Origin of the sequence: Acidipila sp. EB88, from assembly GCF_003858395.1 — a bacterium.
Classification (GTDB): Bacteria; Acidobacteriota; Terriglobia; order Terriglobales; family Acidobacteriaceae; genus EB88.
In genome coordinates this window covers 2186062-2202015 of sequence record NZ_QWEV01000005.1, presented here as the reverse complement: position 1 = coordinate 2202015, position 15954 = coordinate 2186062, and the positions used below count along the sequence as shown (strand labels likewise).

General features: G+C 63.4%; 18 protein-coding genes and 5 tRNA genes. 6 read left to right on the top strand and 17 right to left on the bottom strand.

Features of this window, described 5'->3' with window-relative positions; genetic code table 11:
- Positions 1–119: 119 nt before the first annotated feature.
- The 15 genes from rplL to D1Y84_RS09735 all read right to left on the bottom strand — a co-directional run bounded on the left by rplL (position 120) and on the right by D1Y84_RS09735 (position 6936).
- Entirely contained in the window at positions 120–497 is a 378-nt protein-coding gene (gene rplL, locus D1Y84_RS09800; RefSeq protein WP_124848340.1) for a 50S ribosomal protein L7/L12, read from the bottom strand.
- Between the two features lie 212 nt (positions 498–709).
- Complete coding sequence (gene rplJ, locus D1Y84_RS09795; protein WP_124848339.1) at positions 710–1402, bottom strand: 50S ribosomal protein L10; 693 nt, start codon at positions 1400–1402, stop codon at positions 710–712.
- Positions 1403–1587: 185 nt separating this feature from the next.
- A complete protein-coding gene (gene rplA / locus D1Y84_RS09790) occupies positions 1588–2298 on the bottom strand; it encodes a 50S ribosomal protein L1 (protein ID WP_124848338.1) in 711 nt (236 codons plus the stop codon).
- A gap of 148 nt (positions 2299–2446) precedes the next feature.
- Positions 2447–2884, bottom strand: coding sequence for a 50S ribosomal protein L11 (rplK, locus tag D1Y84_RS09785; RefSeq protein ID WP_124848337.1), 438 nt, complete (start codon positions 2882–2884; stop codon positions 2447–2449).
- Between the two features lie 77 nt (positions 2885–2961).
- Complete coding sequence (nusG, locus tag D1Y84_RS09780) at positions 2962–3630, bottom strand: transcription termination/antitermination protein NusG (RefSeq protein ID WP_124848336.1); 669 nt, start codon at positions 3628–3630, stop codon at positions 2962–2964.
- Between the two features lie 72 nt (positions 3631–3702).
- The gene (secE, locus tag D1Y84_RS09775) at positions 3703–3993 is read right to left on the bottom strand and encodes a preprotein translocase subunit SecE (RefSeq protein WP_233581316.1); all 291 of its coding nucleotides are present in this window, start codon (positions 3991–3993) and stop codon (positions 3703–3705) included.
- A 42-nt stretch (positions 3994–4035) separates the two neighbouring features.
- Positions 4036–4111 (bottom strand) — tRNA-Trp (locus D1Y84_RS09770).
- 86 nt (positions 4112–4197) lie between these two features.
- Positions 4198–4347 (bottom strand): 50S ribosomal protein L33, encoded by a 150-nt coding sequence (gene rpmG / locus D1Y84_RS09765; RefSeq protein WP_124848335.1) that lies wholly within the window; start codon positions 4345–4347, stop codon positions 4198–4200.
- A 113-nt stretch (positions 4348–4460) separates the two neighbouring features.
- Positions 4461–5648, bottom strand: a complete 1188-nt coding sequence (gene tuf, locus D1Y84_RS09760; protein WP_124847609.1) for an elongation factor Tu — start codon at positions 5646–5648, stop codon at positions 4461–4463.
- Between the two features lie 85 nt (positions 5649–5733).
- Positions 5734–6042 carry a hypothetical protein gene (locus D1Y84_RS09755; RefSeq protein ID WP_124848334.1) on the bottom strand — a complete coding sequence of 103 codons (309 nt, stop codon included), beginning with the start codon at positions 6040–6042 and terminating at the stop codon, positions 5734–5736.
- Positions 6043–6121: 79 nt separating this feature from the next.
- Positions 6122–6196: transfer RNA gene (locus tag D1Y84_RS09750), tRNA-Gly, on the bottom strand.
- An 89-nt stretch (positions 6197–6285) separates the two neighbouring features.
- A tRNA-Thr gene (locus tag D1Y84_RS09745) sits at positions 6286–6361 on the bottom strand.
- A gap of 55 nt (positions 6362–6416) precedes the next feature.
- On the bottom strand, positions 6417–6617 hold the full coding sequence (locus tag D1Y84_RS17735) for a hypothetical protein (protein ID WP_158615412.1): 201 nt from the start codon (positions 6615–6617) through the stop codon (positions 6417–6419).
- A gap of 48 nt (positions 6618–6665) precedes the next feature.
- Positions 6666–6753 (bottom strand) — tRNA-Tyr (locus D1Y84_RS09740).
- Positions 6754–6861: 108 nt separating this feature from the next.
- Positions 6862–6936: transfer RNA gene (locus tag D1Y84_RS09735), tRNA-Thr, on the bottom strand.
- Positions 6937–7215: 279 nt separating this feature from the next.
- Between D1Y84_RS09735 and D1Y84_RS09730 the strand changes: the two genes are divergently transcribed.
- Both D1Y84_RS09730 and D1Y84_RS09725 read left to right on the top strand, forming a co-directional pair.
- Positions 7216–8439: an acyltransferase gene (locus tag D1Y84_RS09730; RefSeq protein ID WP_158615411.1), complete on the top strand. Its 1224-nt coding sequence runs from the start codon at positions 7216–7218 to the stop codon at positions 8437–8439.
- An 83-nt stretch (positions 8440–8522) separates the two neighbouring features.
- Positions 8523–9524 carry a hypothetical protein gene (locus D1Y84_RS09725; RefSeq protein ID WP_124848332.1) on the top strand — a complete coding sequence of 334 codons (1002 nt, stop codon included), beginning with the start codon at positions 8523–8525 and terminating at the stop codon, positions 9522–9524.
- Positions 9525–9610: 86 nt separating this feature from the next.
- On the opposite strand, the gene D1Y84_RS09720 is transcribed toward D1Y84_RS09725, so the two are convergent.
- The gene (locus D1Y84_RS09720) at positions 9611–10600 is read right to left on the bottom strand and encodes a M23 family metallopeptidase (protein ID WP_124848331.1); all 990 of its coding nucleotides are present in this window, start codon (positions 10598–10600) and stop codon (positions 9611–9613) included.
- Positions 10601–10869: 269 nt separating this feature from the next.
- Here D1Y84_RS09720 and D1Y84_RS09715 point away from each other — a divergent pair, with 269 nt between their 5' ends.
- The 3 genes from D1Y84_RS09715 (at position 10870) to gltX (ending at position 13909) form a co-directional block, all read left to right on the top strand.
- Positions 10870–11082 (top strand): hypothetical protein, encoded by a 213-nt coding sequence (locus tag D1Y84_RS09715; protein ID WP_124848330.1) that lies wholly within the window; start codon positions 10870–10872, stop codon positions 11080–11082.
- A 208-nt stretch (positions 11083–11290) separates the two neighbouring features.
- On the top strand, positions 11291–12250 hold the full coding sequence (gene thiL / locus D1Y84_RS09710; protein WP_124848329.1) for a thiamine-phosphate kinase: 960 nt from the start codon (positions 11291–11293) through the stop codon (positions 12248–12250).
- Positions 12251–12373: 123 nt separating this feature from the next.
- A complete protein-coding gene (gltX, locus tag D1Y84_RS09705; RefSeq protein ID WP_124848328.1) occupies positions 12374–13909 on the top strand; it encodes a glutamate--tRNA ligase in 1536 nt (511 codons plus the stop codon).
- Positions 13910–13958: 49 nt separating this feature from the next.
- On the opposite strand, the gene rsmD is transcribed toward gltX, so the two are convergent.
- Positions 13959–14636, bottom strand: a complete 678-nt coding sequence (gene rsmD, locus D1Y84_RS09700; protein ID WP_124848327.1) for a 16S rRNA (guanine(966)-N(2))-methyltransferase RsmD — start codon at positions 14634–14636, stop codon at positions 13959–13961.
- 88 nt (positions 14637–14724) lie between these two features.
- Here rsmD and D1Y84_RS09695 point away from each other — a divergent pair, with 88 nt between their 5' ends.
- On the top strand, positions 14725–15876 hold the full coding sequence (locus tag D1Y84_RS09695; RefSeq protein WP_124848326.1) for a CBS domain-containing protein: 1152 nt from the start codon (positions 14725–14727) through the stop codon (positions 15874–15876).
- The last annotated feature ends 78 nt before the right edge of the window (positions 15877–15954 follow it).

Sequence of the window (15954 nt, the reverse complement as noted above, 5' to 3'; positions counted from 1 at the left end):
AGCGGTGGCTCGGAGTGAAAAGGCACAATCTGGATCCTAACGCATCTCCGGCTACAAAGCAAACAAGAGGCTCTGACCTGCCAGGGAGCAGCAGGTCAGAGCCTCTCGCAAGCAGAAAGCTACTTGATTTCTACAGTGGCGACGCCATCGAACTTCTTCTTGACCGCTTCGGCATCTTCCTTGCTGACATTCTCCTTCAGCGGCTTGGGAGCGCCATCAACCAGGTCCTTGGCTTCCTTCAGACCGAGTGACGTGACTTCACGCACTGCCTTGATCGTGTTGATCTTGTTCGCGCCCGCGTCCTTGAGGATCACGGTGAACTCGGTCTGCTCAGGAGCGGCTTCCGCTGCTCCTGCTCCGGCGCCACCAGCCACCATCACCGGAGCTGCTGCCGCTGCCGACACACCCAGACGCTCTTCGAGCTTCTTCACCAGGGCTGCCGCATCCAGCAGGGTCAACCCAACAATCTGTTCTTCCAACTGCGCGAGATCCGCCATGTTTCTTCTCCCTTGAACTACTTACTCTAAATCGCCGGGAATGCCCGGCGTCTTACATGTTCTTGTCGTGGTTGGCTCGCGCCTACCGCGACTGGCCCGATGAACTGTCCGGTTTCCGATGTGCCCAGACCCGCACCCCGATACCGCCCGATCGTTCCAAATTCTTCAGGACGCCCCCCCGCTCTCCGCAGGACGCAATCCAAACTGTGCGCTTACGCGCCTTCTGCAGGGGCTTCTGCTGCCGCGGCTTCTGTCTGCGACTCGGCCACTGCCTCGGGCTCGGCCACTGCTTCCGTCGCTTCCGGCGCGGTTGCCTCGGGAACAGGAGCCGCCGGCTCCTCGCTTACCGGAGGCGCTGCCTGCACAGGAGCCTCGCCCGGTGCAAACTTTTCCTTCTCGACGCCCTGGTTGAGCACAACTGCCAGGTCGCGGCCGGTGGCTGCCATCACGGTAGCCAGGCGCTGCGCCGGAGCATTGATCAGGAACAGCAGCTTCGAGAACAGCTCTTCCTTGCCCGGCATTGTCGCCAACGCCTGCACCTCGGCAACATTGATCACCTTGCCGTCGACGATGCCCAGCTTGAAGGTGAACTCCGCGTTCTCCTTGACCCAGGCCGAGAGTGTCTTCGCCAGTGCTACCGGATCCCCGCTTGTGTATGCCACAGAGGAAACGCCCTTGAGACCCTGCAGCGCTGCTGCAATCTCGGTGCCCTGCGAGGCCCGGCTCGCCAGCTTGTTCTTGAGCACGCGGTAGCGTCCGCCTGCCTCGCGCACCTTGCGCCGCAGTTCAAAATCCTGTGAGACCGTCAGCTTCGTGAAGGTGCCGACGATGGCGCTGGTGGAGCCCTGCAGCTCTGCCGCAAGCGCTTCAACCTTCTGCGTCTTCTTTGCTCGTGTTAATGCCATTTCCAGACCCCAATCGTTCTAGCCGATACCTGAGCTTCCGGCCTGCCGCGTGGTGCAATCGCTGGCTGCGGAAGTACGCTCGTTTGCGGCAGATGCGGCTAGCAGTTCTACCCGAAGCGTGTCAAAACAGTGGAGCGGCAGGGTGGGCGGTGTCCGATGTGCGCGGATGCCGACCGCCGATGCGCCTAGCTCTTGGCGGCGGCGTCAGCCACGGATCCGTCGAGCGAAATGCCGGGCCCCATCGTGGAAGACAAGGTGATTCCCTTGACATACTTCCCCTTGGCAGCAGACGGCTTGGCACGCATCACGCTGGAGATCACGGTCATCGCGTTCTCGATCAGCTTCTCCGGCGGGAAGGAGATCTTCCCCACGGGTACGTGCACCAGAGCTGTCTTGTCCGTGCGGAACTCGACCTTGCCGGCCTTGATCTCTTTGATCGCGGCAGCGACATCACTCGTAACGGTGCCGGTCTTGGGGTTCGGCATCAGGCCGCGCGGACCCAGTACCTTGCCGAGACGACCGACCGACTTCATCATGTCAGGCGTGGCAATCAGGGCGTCAAAGCCCGTCCAGCCTTCCTTCTGAATGCGCTCCACCATCTCTTCGCCGCCAACAAACTCAGCGCCGGCAGCTTCCGCTTCCTTGAGACGGTCGCCCGAGGTGATCACAGCCACTGTCTTGGTCTTGCCAAGGCCGTGCGGCAGCACAACCGTGCCACGCACCATCTGGTCAGCGTGACGAGGATCCACACCCAGGCGGAGGGTCAGATCCACCGTCTCATCAAACTTGGCGAACTTGATCTTCTGGAGAAGGGGAACGGCATCGGTCAGCAGGTAAGGACGAGCCTCAACCTGGGCGCGTGCAGCCGCGATGTTCTTTGTGATTTTCTGAGCCATGATTTTCCTGTCTCCCACCGCGCAGCGATCGGCTGCTGGCCGTGGTTCTGTTGACGATAACTGGGACACATGCCACGGCTGTCGCGGTGGCATGCAAACGCGCAACCCTTTAAGTATCTCCGAAAGGAGAACAGGGCGCAACCAGGAACTAAGCCGTAACTTCGATACCCATGGAGCGGGCCGTACCCTTGATGCTCTTGATCGCCGTCTCAACCGAGGCAGCATTCAGGTCAGGCATCTTCTGGGTGGCGATCTCGCGGACCTGCTGCTCGGTCACAGTGCCGACCTTGGTCTTGTTGGGCACGCCCGAACCCTTTTGCAGACCGGCTGCCTTCTTGAGCAGGACGGCGGCAGGAGGCGTCTTGGTGACGAACGAGAAGGTGCGATCGACGTAGACCGTGATCACTACCGGAATGACCAGGCCTTCCATTTCCTTGTTGCTCGTGCGCGCGTTGAACTGCTTGCAGAACTCCATGATGTTGACCTGGGCCTGGCCGAGGGCGGGACCTACCGGGGGAGCCGGCGTGGCCTTCCCGGCAATGATCTGGAGCTTGACGTATGTTTGTACTTTCTTGGTCGGTGGCATCGCTGTATCCCTTTTTCTGGCCGACTGCCCTTCGGTTCAGGCGCGGCAATCCTTGATCTCAACTACGCAGAAGCTGTTTACGCTTCGACCTTCTCAACCTTGCCAAACTCAAGCTCCACCGGGGTGGAGCGGCCAAAGATCGTGACCATGACCTTGACCGTCTGGCGGTCCTCGTTCACTTCATCCACCAGCCCGTTGAAGTTGGCAAACGGGCCTTCGGTGATGCGGACAGATTCGTTCTTTTCAAACTTGATCTTGAGCTGCGGCTTCTCTTTACTTGCTTCCGAGCGGAACAACAGAGAAGACACTTCTTCTTCGCTCATCGATACCGGCTTATCGCCGGTACCCAGAAAACCGGTCACGCGAGGCGTGTTCTTGATGGTGTGCCAAAGATCGTTGTCGAGATCCATCTCCACCAGCACATAGCCCGGCAGAAACACTTTCTCGGTGATCTTCTTCTTGCCGTTCACCAGCTCGGTGTGCGACTCCAGTGGAATCTCAATGCGGCCGATCTTGTCCTGCAGGCCGAACGAGTGCTTGCGGGTTTCAATGGCTTCCTTGACCTTGCGCTCAAAGCCCGAGTACGCGTGGATCACATACCACTTGAAACGCTCGTTCGCCGGCGGCTCAAGCGATGCTGCGCCTTCGGCATCCACAGGCGCACCCGCTTCGAGCGCCGCGGGAGTGGTCTCCTCGACAAACTCTTCCGGGTCCTGTGTGAACTCATGCTGCTGCTCTTCCGACATCGATCCTCATATCCCGCGCGATCGGCATCCCGCTGATCTGCACGCACCACTAGAGCCCATCCGCCTGGCTGCTTAGGACGCCCCGAGCCACCGGAGTACCGCCTGAAGCGAAAACCCGAGGACCGAATCGACAATGTAAAAGAACCCAGCGAACACAAACACCGCCAGGATCACCACGGTCGTGGTCGTCTGTACTTCTTCCCGCGAAGGGGACGAAACCTTGCGCATCTCACTGCGAACCCCGGTCAGGAAGGCGCGGCTACGGACCAGGGCGTTGTCCCGGGGCGATTCACTCGCGGGCACAGGGAGAACAGCCGTTTTCGCCATTTGCTTCTCTCGCTTTTCTTGCTCGTTGACGGGCATCCGCCCACTCCAGCCGCATCGCTGCGGGTTTACTGCTGATCTTGGCGGGGGCGCTCGGATTCGAACCGAGAAGTTCGGTTTTGGAGACCGACAGTTTAACCGTTGAGCTTACGCCCCCGTGTTGCGGCCGCCCTGCGGTGGCCGCATGTAACGACTCCTCCGGATACTGGCGCCACAAGAAAGGTGCCGTCCGAAGGGCGTGACCTACTTTGTTTCCTTGTGCGGGGTGTGCTTGCGGCAGCGGTTACAGAACTTCTGGAACTCGAGGCGACCAGTGGTCGTCTTCTTGTTCTTGGTTGTCGAGTAATTCCGCTCCTTGCACTCTCCGCAGGCCAACGTAACGATTTCGCGCATTGATTTATCCTATCTGAACTTGCGGCGCTTCTCCAGCGACGCAGAAGCGGCAGGACATCCCTGCCGCCTGTTCTGCATTATTTCTGCCGCGATAACGCGGCACCCGCGCACTGCTACGCGATGATCTCAGAGATGGTGCCGGCGCCCACGGTACGGCCGCCTTCGCGGATCGCAAAACGCAGACCCTTCTCCATCGCCACCGGCGTGTGCAGCTCGATCTCCAGCGCGATGTTGTCGCCCGGCATCACCATCTCCGTGCCTTCCGGCAGCTTCGCGGTGCCCGTTACGTCCGTCGTGCGGAAGTAGAACTGCGGGCGGTAGCCGTTGAAGAACGGCGTGTGACGACCACCCTCTTCTTTCGACAGAACATAGATCTCGCCCTTGAACTTGGTGTGCGGCTTGATGGAGTTGGTCTTGGCCAGCACCATGCCGCGCTCCACGTCTTCCTTGGCGATGCCGCGCAGCAGCAGCCCCGCGTTGTCGCCGGCCATGCCCTCGTCCAGCTGCTTCTTGAACATCTCGACGCCGGTCACCACCGTCTTGCGCGTGTCGCGGAACCCGACGATCTCGGCTTCCTCGCCCACCTTGATCTTGCCGCGCTCGATGCGGCCAGTCACCACCGTGCCACGACCCGAGATCGAGAAGATATCCTCGATCGGCATCAGGAACGGCAGCTCCACCGCGCGCGCCGGCAACGGCACATTGTCGTCCACTGCCTGCATCAGCTCGTCGATCTTGGCTTCCCACTCTGCCTCGCCGTTCAGGCCGCCGAGCGCCGAGCCGCGGATCACGGGCACGTCATCGCCGGGGAACGAGTACTTCGACAGCAGCTCGCGCACTTCCATCTCGACCAGGTCGATTAGTTCCGGGTCATCCACCGCGTCGCACTTATTCAGGAAAACCACGATGTACGGCACGCCCACCTGGCGCGCCAGCAGCACGTGCTCCTTGGTCTGGGGCATCGGGCCGTCCGTTGCGGCGACCACCAGAATGCCGCCGTCCATCTGCGCCGCACCCGTGATCATGTTCTTGATGTAATCCGCGTGACCCGGGCAGTCGACGTGCGCGTAGTGACGGTTCGCCGTCTCGTACTCCACGTGCGAGGTCGCGATCGTGATACCACGCTCCCGCTCCTCAGGCGCGTTGTCGATCGTGTCGAACGAACGGAACTTGTTGTTCGGGTTGTGCTTCGACAACACCTTCGTGATCGCCGCCGTCAGCGTCGTCTTGCCGTGATCAATGTGACCAATCGTGCCTACGTTGACGTGCGGCTTGCTGCGGTCAAACTTTTCCTTGCCCATAACGACTTCTCTCCCTAGCGTTGCATGGCTCTACAGCTGATGGGGGTCTTCCGAAACCGATCGCGCGGCCGGCCGCATTCCTGGCTCAGTAGTACGCGTACACTTTTAAAAATTTGGCGCGGAGCTCAGGCGCTACCTGCTCCACCATGCTCAAGTACTGCTCGCGCACGTGGCCGCGGTCCGAGTCGCCGAGAGCAGCGTAGTGTCCCGAGGTCTCCGCGCCAAGAAGGCCACTCGCCACGATCGCCTCGAACTGACGCGCACGCAACCGGTTCCGCTGCAGCTGCTTGAGGAAATTGGCAATCTGCGGAGAGGAAAAGGTCCGGTCGAGCGAGGCGCGTACCTTGCCAAAAGTCGCTTCGTCCTGGATGGGAAGTACAGCTTGCTCAAACATGCTCTGCTATTTCAACTCCAGATCCCGAGAATCCCGCTTACCGCAAAAACCGTGTCGACACTGGGGAGACGAGGAATGCTGGAGCGGGAGACGGGAATCGGACCCGCGACCAACAGCTTGGAAGGCTGTGACTCTACCACTGAGTTACTCCCGCATCTGGAACGGTCGCCCGGTGGAAGCGCGCCCGCCTGCATCCTGTTGCCGCCAAAACCGGTACACACTTCAACTGCTACTTGTAAATTCTGGAGCTGATGATCGGGATTGAACCGACGACCTCTCCCTTACCAAGGGAGTGCTCTACCGACTGAGCTACATCAGCCCTGCTGGACACCTGCGTCTGTTTTCACAGGCGCCCCTACCATCCTACTGTGCAATCACTGCTCTTGCACTTCTTTGTTGTCGACTGCGCGCTCCGGGACCCTTGCCACCTGGGCCAGGGTGATGCGTAACGCGAAGCCAGCCAACACAACCAAAACCCCAATCCGGATGGAACCACGCTCCATCGTAGACCAGGCAACACCCGCAAGCACTGCAAGCATGGTGACGGCCACCCAGAACCGGCGTCCCTCTGCCATGCGCATCGAGCCCTTTCATCGTGCCGCGGCCGTGCTTATCAAAATGTGTGGTGCACAGGGGAGGATTTGAACCTCCGTAGCTCCTAGGAGCGGCAGATTTACAGTCTGCTGCCATTAACCACTCGGCCACCTGTGCCCGTTTGTGCTGCCTTGTTGCTTCCGGGTTTCGTGCAACCCGGACCTGGACGCGCAGCCGATGCCGCGTCCACGTACTGCCTTGAACCACCGCTGAGCTGTTGTTTTGTGGAGCTGGCGAAGGGACTTGAACCCCGACCGTCTGATTACAAATCAGATGCTCTACCAACTGAGCTACGCCAGCTTATCCCGGACGCTGCCCTGAAAGCTAGCCCACCGACTCGCCTGCCTCCTCGCACCAGGTGCGAGGAATCAAGCTTGCGGCGTAAAGCAACGCACGAGTTCTGAGCCTAGCACAGGGTGGCGGGAGGCGCAATGAAGCCGCGGGCGGAGAGCGCCGTCACCCCAATGGCAGCCACGCGGCGGTTGCACTGCCGGGTGCCTTTCGGGTGCTCTATCCCGCCGGGAGAGCACGATGCGTGCGCACCTGCATGCTACTGTGTTGCCACAGGAGACAAGCGTCGTGCCCAACCAGCAAGCAAGTGCAGGCGCCGCAGCAGGAGCCCAGGAGCCGGCCGGCGACCCGGTACAGTACCGCGGACACATTCTGCCGCTGGATGGACTGCGCGGCGCAGGCATGCTCGCTGTGCTGCTGTTTCACGCGTTTTTCGATTCGAACTACCCGGCAGCTCCCGGCTCGTGGCAGGCCTTCCTGATCCGCTTCACTTCGCTCGGCGCCGCCGGCATGACGATGTTTTTCTCGCTTTCCGGCTTCCTGATCACCGGCATCCTGCTCGACTCGGTGGAGAAGCCCCACTACTGGAAGAACTTCTACGTGCGCCGGGCGCTGCGCATCCTGCCTGCCTACCTGCTGATGCTGGTGGTGCTGTTTGCCGGCCACTTCGTCTCCGGCCGCTTCGTGCTGGCCTGCCTGCTCTACATCGGCAACATGGCCCGGCTTGTGGGCGCGCGCTCGCAGGAGTACGGGGTGATGTGGACGCTGGCCGTGGAAGAGCAGTTTTACCTCATCTGGCCCTTGTTCGTGCGCTACGTGGGCCGCAGCAAGCTTCTCTGGCTCACCCTGGCCGGCGTGGTGCTCACCCCGTTCTTCCGGCTGCTGCTCGCCTCCCACGGCATCGAGACGTTCCTGAATACGCCCTCCAACGTGGACTGCATCCTTTCGGGCGCGCTGCTGGCGATCCTGCTGCGCAATGGCACGATCCACCGCGGCAACATCCGCAAGGTCTCGCGCTGGCTGGCCTGGGTCAGCGGGCTGCTGCTGCTGCCCATCGTGCTGATCGCGCTGCACGGCTTCTCCAGCCGCCCGGTCACCGTGTTCATGGCAGCCTTCAAACAGCCGCCGATCCTGGGCCTGTTTGCCGCGTATGCCCTGTGGGCGGTCGCGCGGCACCGCAAGGGCGGTCCGGCACCCAGCCGCACGCTGCGCTTCTTTGTGTTCTTCGGCGACATCTCTTACGGGCTCTACCTGGTGCACCAGCTCGTCTTCCGCCTGTATGACAAGTACACGGTGCACTCCGTGCTGGGCGGCTTCAACAGCAATTTCGGGCTGCTGTTCGTGCGCTTCCTGATCACCAGCCTCATCGCCACGGGCATTGCGTGGCTGTCGCGCCGCTACTTTGAAGACCTGTTCCTGGCGCAGAAGAATCGCCTCGCCCCGTACAAGGGCGATCCGCAGAAGCCTTCGGTTCCGGAGCCCGGCGTGCTGCCCGGCATGGAAACCTCCTAGCGTCAGCCCGGGCGCGACCCGGAACCACGCAGGCAAACGCGATACCCTGAGTCCTACGGGAGTTTTCCCCTGGGAGTCGCTTCATGCGCTGGTCGCGTCGCCGCAGTGTGTTGCTTGGGGCGCTGCTCCTGGCCGCCGTCGTTGTGTGCCTGTTCCTGTGGCGGCAGTCCACCGCACCGCTGGTCGCCAGGGTTCTGCCCGAGTCTGAGGGCATCCTCTACTTCAACCTGTCTCCACTCCGGGCTGCCACGCACTTCGACCGCCGCCCGGTCGAGCACGATCCCGGCTATCAGCGCTTCATCGATGCGACCGGGATCAACTTCGAGCGAGATCTGAACGAAGCAGCCTTCGCGCTGGATCATCTCCCGGACAGCACCGGTCCCAATGGGGGCCTGGCCTTTTCCGAGGTGTTCGCCGGCACCTTCGACGCGGCACGGTTGAGCAACTACCTGAGCGGCATCGCGACCTCCACGGAAAGCTACGACGGCAAAACCATCTTCAACGTGCCCAGCGAGAGCCGCACTGTCCGGGTGGTCGTGCTGAATCACTCCATGGTCGCCATCAGCAACACCCCCACCACCGAGCAGATCCACTCCATCCTGGATCGCGCCCGCGGCGCATGGCTGCCCTTCAACTCTGCTGGTCCTACCCTGCTGAGTGAGCACTACCGCGACCTGCCGGTGCTGTCACTGGCATGGGGGCTGGGACAGATCGGCCTTCCGCTGGAGGATCACGGGGTGCTGAGCCTGTTCGGCGTCACCCTGCCATTCCGCCTGGACGCCACCTTCATCGCGTCGCTGCGCTGGACCGGGGCATTGCGCCTGCGGATTGAAGAGGTTGCGCCGAATGCCGCCTCGGCACGCGCCTCGGCCAAGGCGCTCTCAGGGCTGCTTGCCGTGGGTCGCATCGCCGAGAACAACCTGCCCGGCCGGCTCAGCAATGCGGACACGCAGGCGCTGCTCAACAGCGCCACCATCACCCAGCACGACGATCGCGCGATCCTGGCGGCAACCCTGCCCGAGAACCTGCTGCACTCGCTCATGCGCACCCCGGATGGGCTCGCCACGGGGACGTCGAAGCCCTAGCCAAGCTATCAAGCGTTGCTGCAAACAGAAAAGGCCACTGAAGTGGCCTTTCTGATGGGGTGAAGGGAATCTGTCGTCCAGCGACCCTACGGAGCGCCCCGCGATGAGCCTGCTGCGCCGCTCGCGGCGAGGGCCATCCGTGTCTCCTGCTGATCCATGGTCTCGCGCAGGTACTTGTGCGGGTTCACCGGCATGTTGTTGACGCGCACCTCGTAATGCAGGTGTGGCCCGGTACTCCGGCCGGCCGAGCCGACATAGCCAACGATCTGGCCCTGCCGGACCAGTTGCCCGGCGATCATGGCGAATGCCGAGAGATGGCCATAGACGGTTGTGACGCCGCCCCCATGATCGATGATCATCTCCCGGCCATAACCACCCGCCGGACCGGCCTTGGCGATCACGCCGTCTGCGGGCGCATGGATCGGCGTGCCGTACGAGGTGGCAATGTCCAGGCCCGCATGGAAGGCGCCTTCCCCGTTGAAGGGGTCAGACCGCTCGCCGAACGAGCTGGTCAGGCGACCGGTTACGGGCCAGAGGGAAGGGGTCGCCGAGCCGCCCAGCACCGTGTCGGCGTTAGTGGCGAACGGGTGCGGCTGGTAGGTAAACTGCGGCTCCATGTGGCCCACCAGGGCGGCTGTGCGCAGTTCGGCAAACTGGTCGAGCGACCGCGCATACGCCTGCTGGCTGAAACCGGCCGAGCTGTCAGGGGAGCTGTTGGCGAGCACGGGTACCGCTGCAGTGCTTACGGCTTTGGAGGTGCGTCCGTGAAAGCCATAGAGTGCGGAAATCTGCGTGGCGAGCGAGCCTAGGGACGCGGCCTGCACATCCTTCTGATGCGCCTGTACCTCGAGCTTGGCGTAGTCCTTGCGCAGGGCTTCCCGCTGCGATCGCACCTGGTCGAAACTGGCCGTCTTGAGCAACATCCGGCTGTAGGAACCGGCCATCCCGGCGATCGTGAACGCACCCACCAGCGCGGCAGCTACAAAGATATAGGCGTAGTGCAGTGGAACCGGCACCTTGCGCAGGCGTCCATCTGCTTCGCGAGCGACAAAGATGATGTAAAAGCGCTTCTTCAACGTTGAACCTGACTCCGCGTACGCAGCGGAAAGAGTTTGAAGCCGCAGGTCGCACGAAGCGGCATCTCAGCACGGCTGCTTTTCACCAACCGTCCAAGTCTGACGCTATCAGCCACGGCCGGCGGGGTCAACGGAATAGCACAGCGCGTCATCATCCGGTAATTGCCCTGATACGCACTAGGCAAAGGCTCTTTCTCTCGTTGGGAATTGATTGAAATGCCATAAATTCGCAGTTGATAACCGGATAGGTCTCGCCTAAGATCGTCGAGGTGAAAAACGACGACATATTGCAGGCAATTGATGAGGAGTTGACTCGTCTGCGCAAGGTAAGGAATCTTCTTTCCGGCGCACCGGTTGACGCCAGCTGGAGTCCCTTTTCACAGGTCCGTGCCGCCAAGAAGCGGTTTCTCAGCGACGACGCCCGCCAGCGGATCGCTGATGCCCAGAGGCGTCGGTGGGCTGCGCACCGGGCCAAGGCCTAGCATCCACATTCTCGCTTGCCATTGCCGCTCCTGGACGATCCCGAGTGCCGGCTACGCGCGCCTGTGGTCTGCGCTGGGGCTCTGAGTCGTGGCTGCCCGGCAACCTCCCCAGCGCGCGAGCGAGGACGCGGGACCTCCTGAGGGCCGCACCCAACGACTGTCCGGCGAGCGAGCGATCATTGCGGCGCTCCGCGCCCAGGCACAGGCCATGCGCTCGACCTCATCGCGGGCCGTGCGCGTCGGCATCGGGGATGACTGTGCCGTGCTTGCTGTGCCCCGGGGCCACGAGCTTACCGTCACCACTGACCTCCTGCTCGAAACCACACATTTTCGCCGCGACTGGCACACCCCCGAAGCCGTGGGGCATCGCTGCCTGGCGCGCGGCCTCAGCGACCTCGCTGCCATGGGAGCGCGTCCACTGGCCGCGTTCCTGTCCTTTGCCATTCCTCCCGAGCTGGCGGGCGCATGGGCATCCCGTTTTCTGCGCGGGCTGCTGGCACTGGCGCAAGCAGCCAAGGTACCGCTCGCCGGGGGCGACACGGCCCAGGCTCCCGGCGGTCGACCACTGTTCACCGCCGACATCCTGCTGCTCGGATCAGTCCCAACGGGCACAGCCATGCTGCGCAGCGGCGCCCGCGCGGGTGACCTCGTCTATGTCTCCGGGGCCCTGGGCGGCGCGGCAGCCGAACTGGCGACCCTTGCCGCTGGCCCGGGCCGCCTACGCAGGCTCCGGACCGCGAGTCGTGAGCACCCCCACCTGTTTCCCCAGCCCCGCCTTGCCCAAGGATTGCGCCTGCGCTCCCTTGCCACCGCGGCCATCGACCTGAGCGACGGACTGTCCACCGACCTTGCCCACTTGTGCGAGGCGTCCCAGGTAGGCGCTGAGATCGAGCAGGCGCTGCTGCCCGTGCACGCGCTCGCCCTCCGCAGCCGGGATCCTCACGCACTCGCCCTACACGGCGGCGAAGACTACGAGCTACTCTTCACCGCATCCGCCAAAATCCCCATTCCTCGCACCATCCAGGGAGTCAAGCTCCACCGCATCGGCCGCATCACGCCTGCGCCTGGTGCCAGGAAGCCGCGCCTTTCCCTGCTCCGCGCAGACGGCACCCGGGAGGTTCTTGAAAACGGCGGCTGGGAGCATTTCCGCACCCCTGCCTCGCGCTAGCGCCGCGCCGCAACCAACCGGGTCACTGGCGGCCACCTGCAACGTTCCGATCGCACACACAGGCCGGGCGCTTCCCTGCGCGGCGTTCGCTGCTTTCCCCTGGGAAGCAGTTAGCATCGAGCTATGGCTCCTGTTCGCGTCCGCTTTGCACCCTCCCCGACCGGTATGCTCCATGTCGGTAACGCCCGCACCGCTCTTTTCAACTGGCTGTTCGCACGCGGCCAGGAGCCCGGCAGCGTCTTTGTGCTGCGCGTGGAAGACACCGACGTGGAGCGCAGCGAGGAGAAACACGAGCTCCAGCTCATGGAAGACCTGCTCTGGCTTGGCCTCCGCTGGGACGAGGGCCCTGTCACCGGCGGCCCGTACGCGCCGTACCGGCAAAGCGAGCGGCTGGCCGTGTACGCGCGTCACACCGAGCAGCTGCTGACAGAGCGCAAGGCATACCGCTGCTTCTGCACGGTGGAGGAGCTCGAGGCAGACCGCGAGCTTGCCCTCGCGACGCACCAGCCGCAGAACTACGTCGGCCGCTGCCGCGCCATCCCCTTGGAAGAGTCCACAGCGCGCGCTGCGGCGGGCGAGTCGTTTGCCGTCCGTCTGCGCATTCCCGAGCATCCCCTGCGCTTCCACGACCTGGTTCGCGGCCCCGTTGAGTTTCCGCACGAAACCATCTCCGACCCTGTGCTGGTGCGTTCCGGCAATCTCAAGGAACCCGGCACGCCGGTGTACAACTACGTCGTCACCGTGGACGACGCGCTGATGGGCATCACCCACGTCATCCGCGGCGACGACCACATTTCCAACACGCCCCGGCAGGTCGCCATCTACGAAGCGTTCGACTGGCAGGTGCCTGAGTTTGCGCACCTGTCCACGATCCTCGGCGCGGACCGGGAACGGCTGTCGAAGCGGCACGGAGCCACCTCCGTTGCCAGCTTCCGGGACATGGGCATCCTGCCTGAGGCACTGGTGAACTACCTGGCCCTGCTCGGCTGGGGGCCCGCAGGCGGCGATCGCGAGATCTTTTCGGCCGAGGAGCTGGTGCAGGCATTCCAGCTGGAGCGCGTGACCGCTTCGCCCGCGGTGTTCGACTGGGACAAGCTCCACTATCTGAACCGCCACTACCTCAAAACCGGCGATCCGGCCCGAATGCTGGAATTGGCGTGGCCGTTCTTCACTGGCGCCGGGCTGCTGCCGCCGCGCGGCGCGACCCCTCCGGAGATCAGGGGCTGGGCAGCCTCGCTCCTGGCGCTTTTCCTCCACTCGGTAAACCAGCTCGATGAGCTGCCGGCCCGGGCAGGTTTTCTGTTCGCATTCGACCCCGCCAGCATCCAGGCAGACCCAGAAAACGCAGCGATCCTCGCGAGCGAGGGTGCGCAGCGAGTGCTGGCGGCTTTCGAGTCCCGTTTGGCCGCGTACACCGGACCAGTCACGGCGGAGATTTTCAAGCAGTGGATGAACGAGATCAAGGTCGAAACCGGAATCAAGGGCAAGGATCTCTTCCACCCCGTGCGCATCGCGTTGACCGGCGCTCACTCCGGCCCGGAGTTCGACAAGCTGTTACCGGTCATCGAGCATGGCGCGGAGGTGCCGCTGCCTACGCCCGTGCTGAGCGTGCGGGAGCGGATCCGGGCCTTTGCGGGCCCCGGTTCGCAGCAGGCTTGAGCGCTCTGCGCTTCGGCCCGTTTTCTGGACACAGCCAGGGTCTGGACCACTAGCTTTCGCTGTGTTCGGCTCGCGCCGCTGCGTAAAAGCTCAACACGGCGTCGCCCTGTTCGAGCACCCGGGTGCGCTGCAGGGAGCCGTACCGCTCGGCAAGGGCCGTCGCCGGAGTTGGGCTGGCAGCGGCGGCTCTGGCCCGCCCACTACTGCGGCTCCGTGCGTGCTCTGCCACGACCAGAGCACCCGGCGCCAGCAGCGCGGCCGCGCCTGTGCCCAGCAAGCCGAGCGTAGCCGCGTACGCCTCGTTGTCGTCATAGGGCGGGTCAAGAAAAACGATGTCGAACCCGCTGGGCGCGACCACGCCCTCTGCCGCTCCTGTAGAAGCCGACGCGGATGCCGCCGTGCGCACAGCCTGCGCGAGCCAGCGCTGCACCGATAAGCCTTCCACGCGCACCCGGCTGCGCACTCCCAGCACTTCCACGTTGCGTCGAATGGCCGACAGCGCGGCCGTTGCCTGCTCCACGCAGACAGCCTCGGCCGCTCCGCGACTGACAGCTTCAAGACCGTTCGCGCCAGAACCCGCATACAGATCCAGAAAGTGCGCACCGTGCAGACGCGGCTGCAGCACGTTGAACAGTGTCTCGCGCAGGCGGTCCGTGGTCGGCCGCGTCGCCATGCCGCGAGGCGTCTCCAGGATCCGGGAACGAAACTCTCCTGCAATGATGCGCATCGGGACCCTCCTGCTCCACTCTAGATGGCAGCCCACCCACTACAATCAAGAGCACGCCCGGACACCAGGCTGAAGGAGTCTCGTCAACATGCGCGCCTGGAGCTTTCCACTCGGTAAACCGTTCGGCGTTGAGCTCCGCATTCACGGCCTGTTCGTATTCCTGCTCTTCCTGGGGTCGACGCTTACCAGCACCAGCGGCCTTGGTCCCTGGCGCGGTGTCGCCTTGTGGCTGGTGCTTTTGTTCGCAATCGCGGTACGGGAGACTGCCCGCGCGCTGGCCGCGGCCGTGCTGCACATCAGCCTGCGCTCCATTCTCCTGCTGCCCATCGGAGGGTTGCAGTCGCCGCTCGACCCGGAAGCGGAGACAGAATCCCGCAAGCCGCGCGCGCAGTACACGCTGGCCATCGTGGGGCCGCTCGCCAACCTGCTGGTAGCTGCCATCATCGCCGGGCTCCTGGCCGGCGGCAGTCCGGGGGTGCCGCTGCTGGATTACCCGGTGGTGAGTGCCCTGCACCTGCTGCGCTCGCTGGTATGGTTCAACCTGGCGCTGGCCCTGCTGCACTGCATCCCGGCTTTCCCGCTCGACGCGGGACGCCTGTTGCGCGACCTTTCCGTACCCAGGCATGGCATCCAGGAAGCGAGCCGCGCTGCCGCCGGACTGGGCCGCATGCTTGGTTCCGCCGCAGCAGCGCTGGGCTTTGGCCTGCTGCTGTTCCCCAACGTTGCCCTCGCCACCATGGCCAGCCCCTGGCTGCTGCTTTGCGGCTTCTTCGTAGCCGTCGGCGCCCAGCTGGACGACCAGGGAACCGTGTTCCAGACCGTGATCGACACGGTGGCGATGCGCGACGTGATGCTCACCAGCTTCAGCACCGTTTCGCCTTCCGACACGCTCCAGGACGCACTTGAGAAAGCCGTGCACTCGCTGCAGGACGAGTTTCCCGTGGTGCGCAACGACGAGATCATCGGCGTAGTCTCGCGCGGTGCCATCCTGGCTTCGCTGCGTGGTGAAGGCAATGGGTATGTGCAGTCCGTAATGGCGCGCAATTTCCTGGTCGCCGCTCCCGAAGACTCGCTCGGCACCACCATTCGCCGCATGCGCGAAGGCCGCGTCGGCATGATCCCGGTTGCCAACGAAGAGGGGCGGGTGCTCGGCATGGTGACGCTGCAGAACCTGCGGCAGAGCATGGTGCCGCTGCTGGAGCAACGGAAACTGCGCGCCAACGGCAATGGGGCGATGTAGCCGCGCGACCCTGCAAAGTCACCGGAAGCGCGTTCTTCCATCCAAGTGCGATCAGCTGCGATGCATCCTGGTTGACCG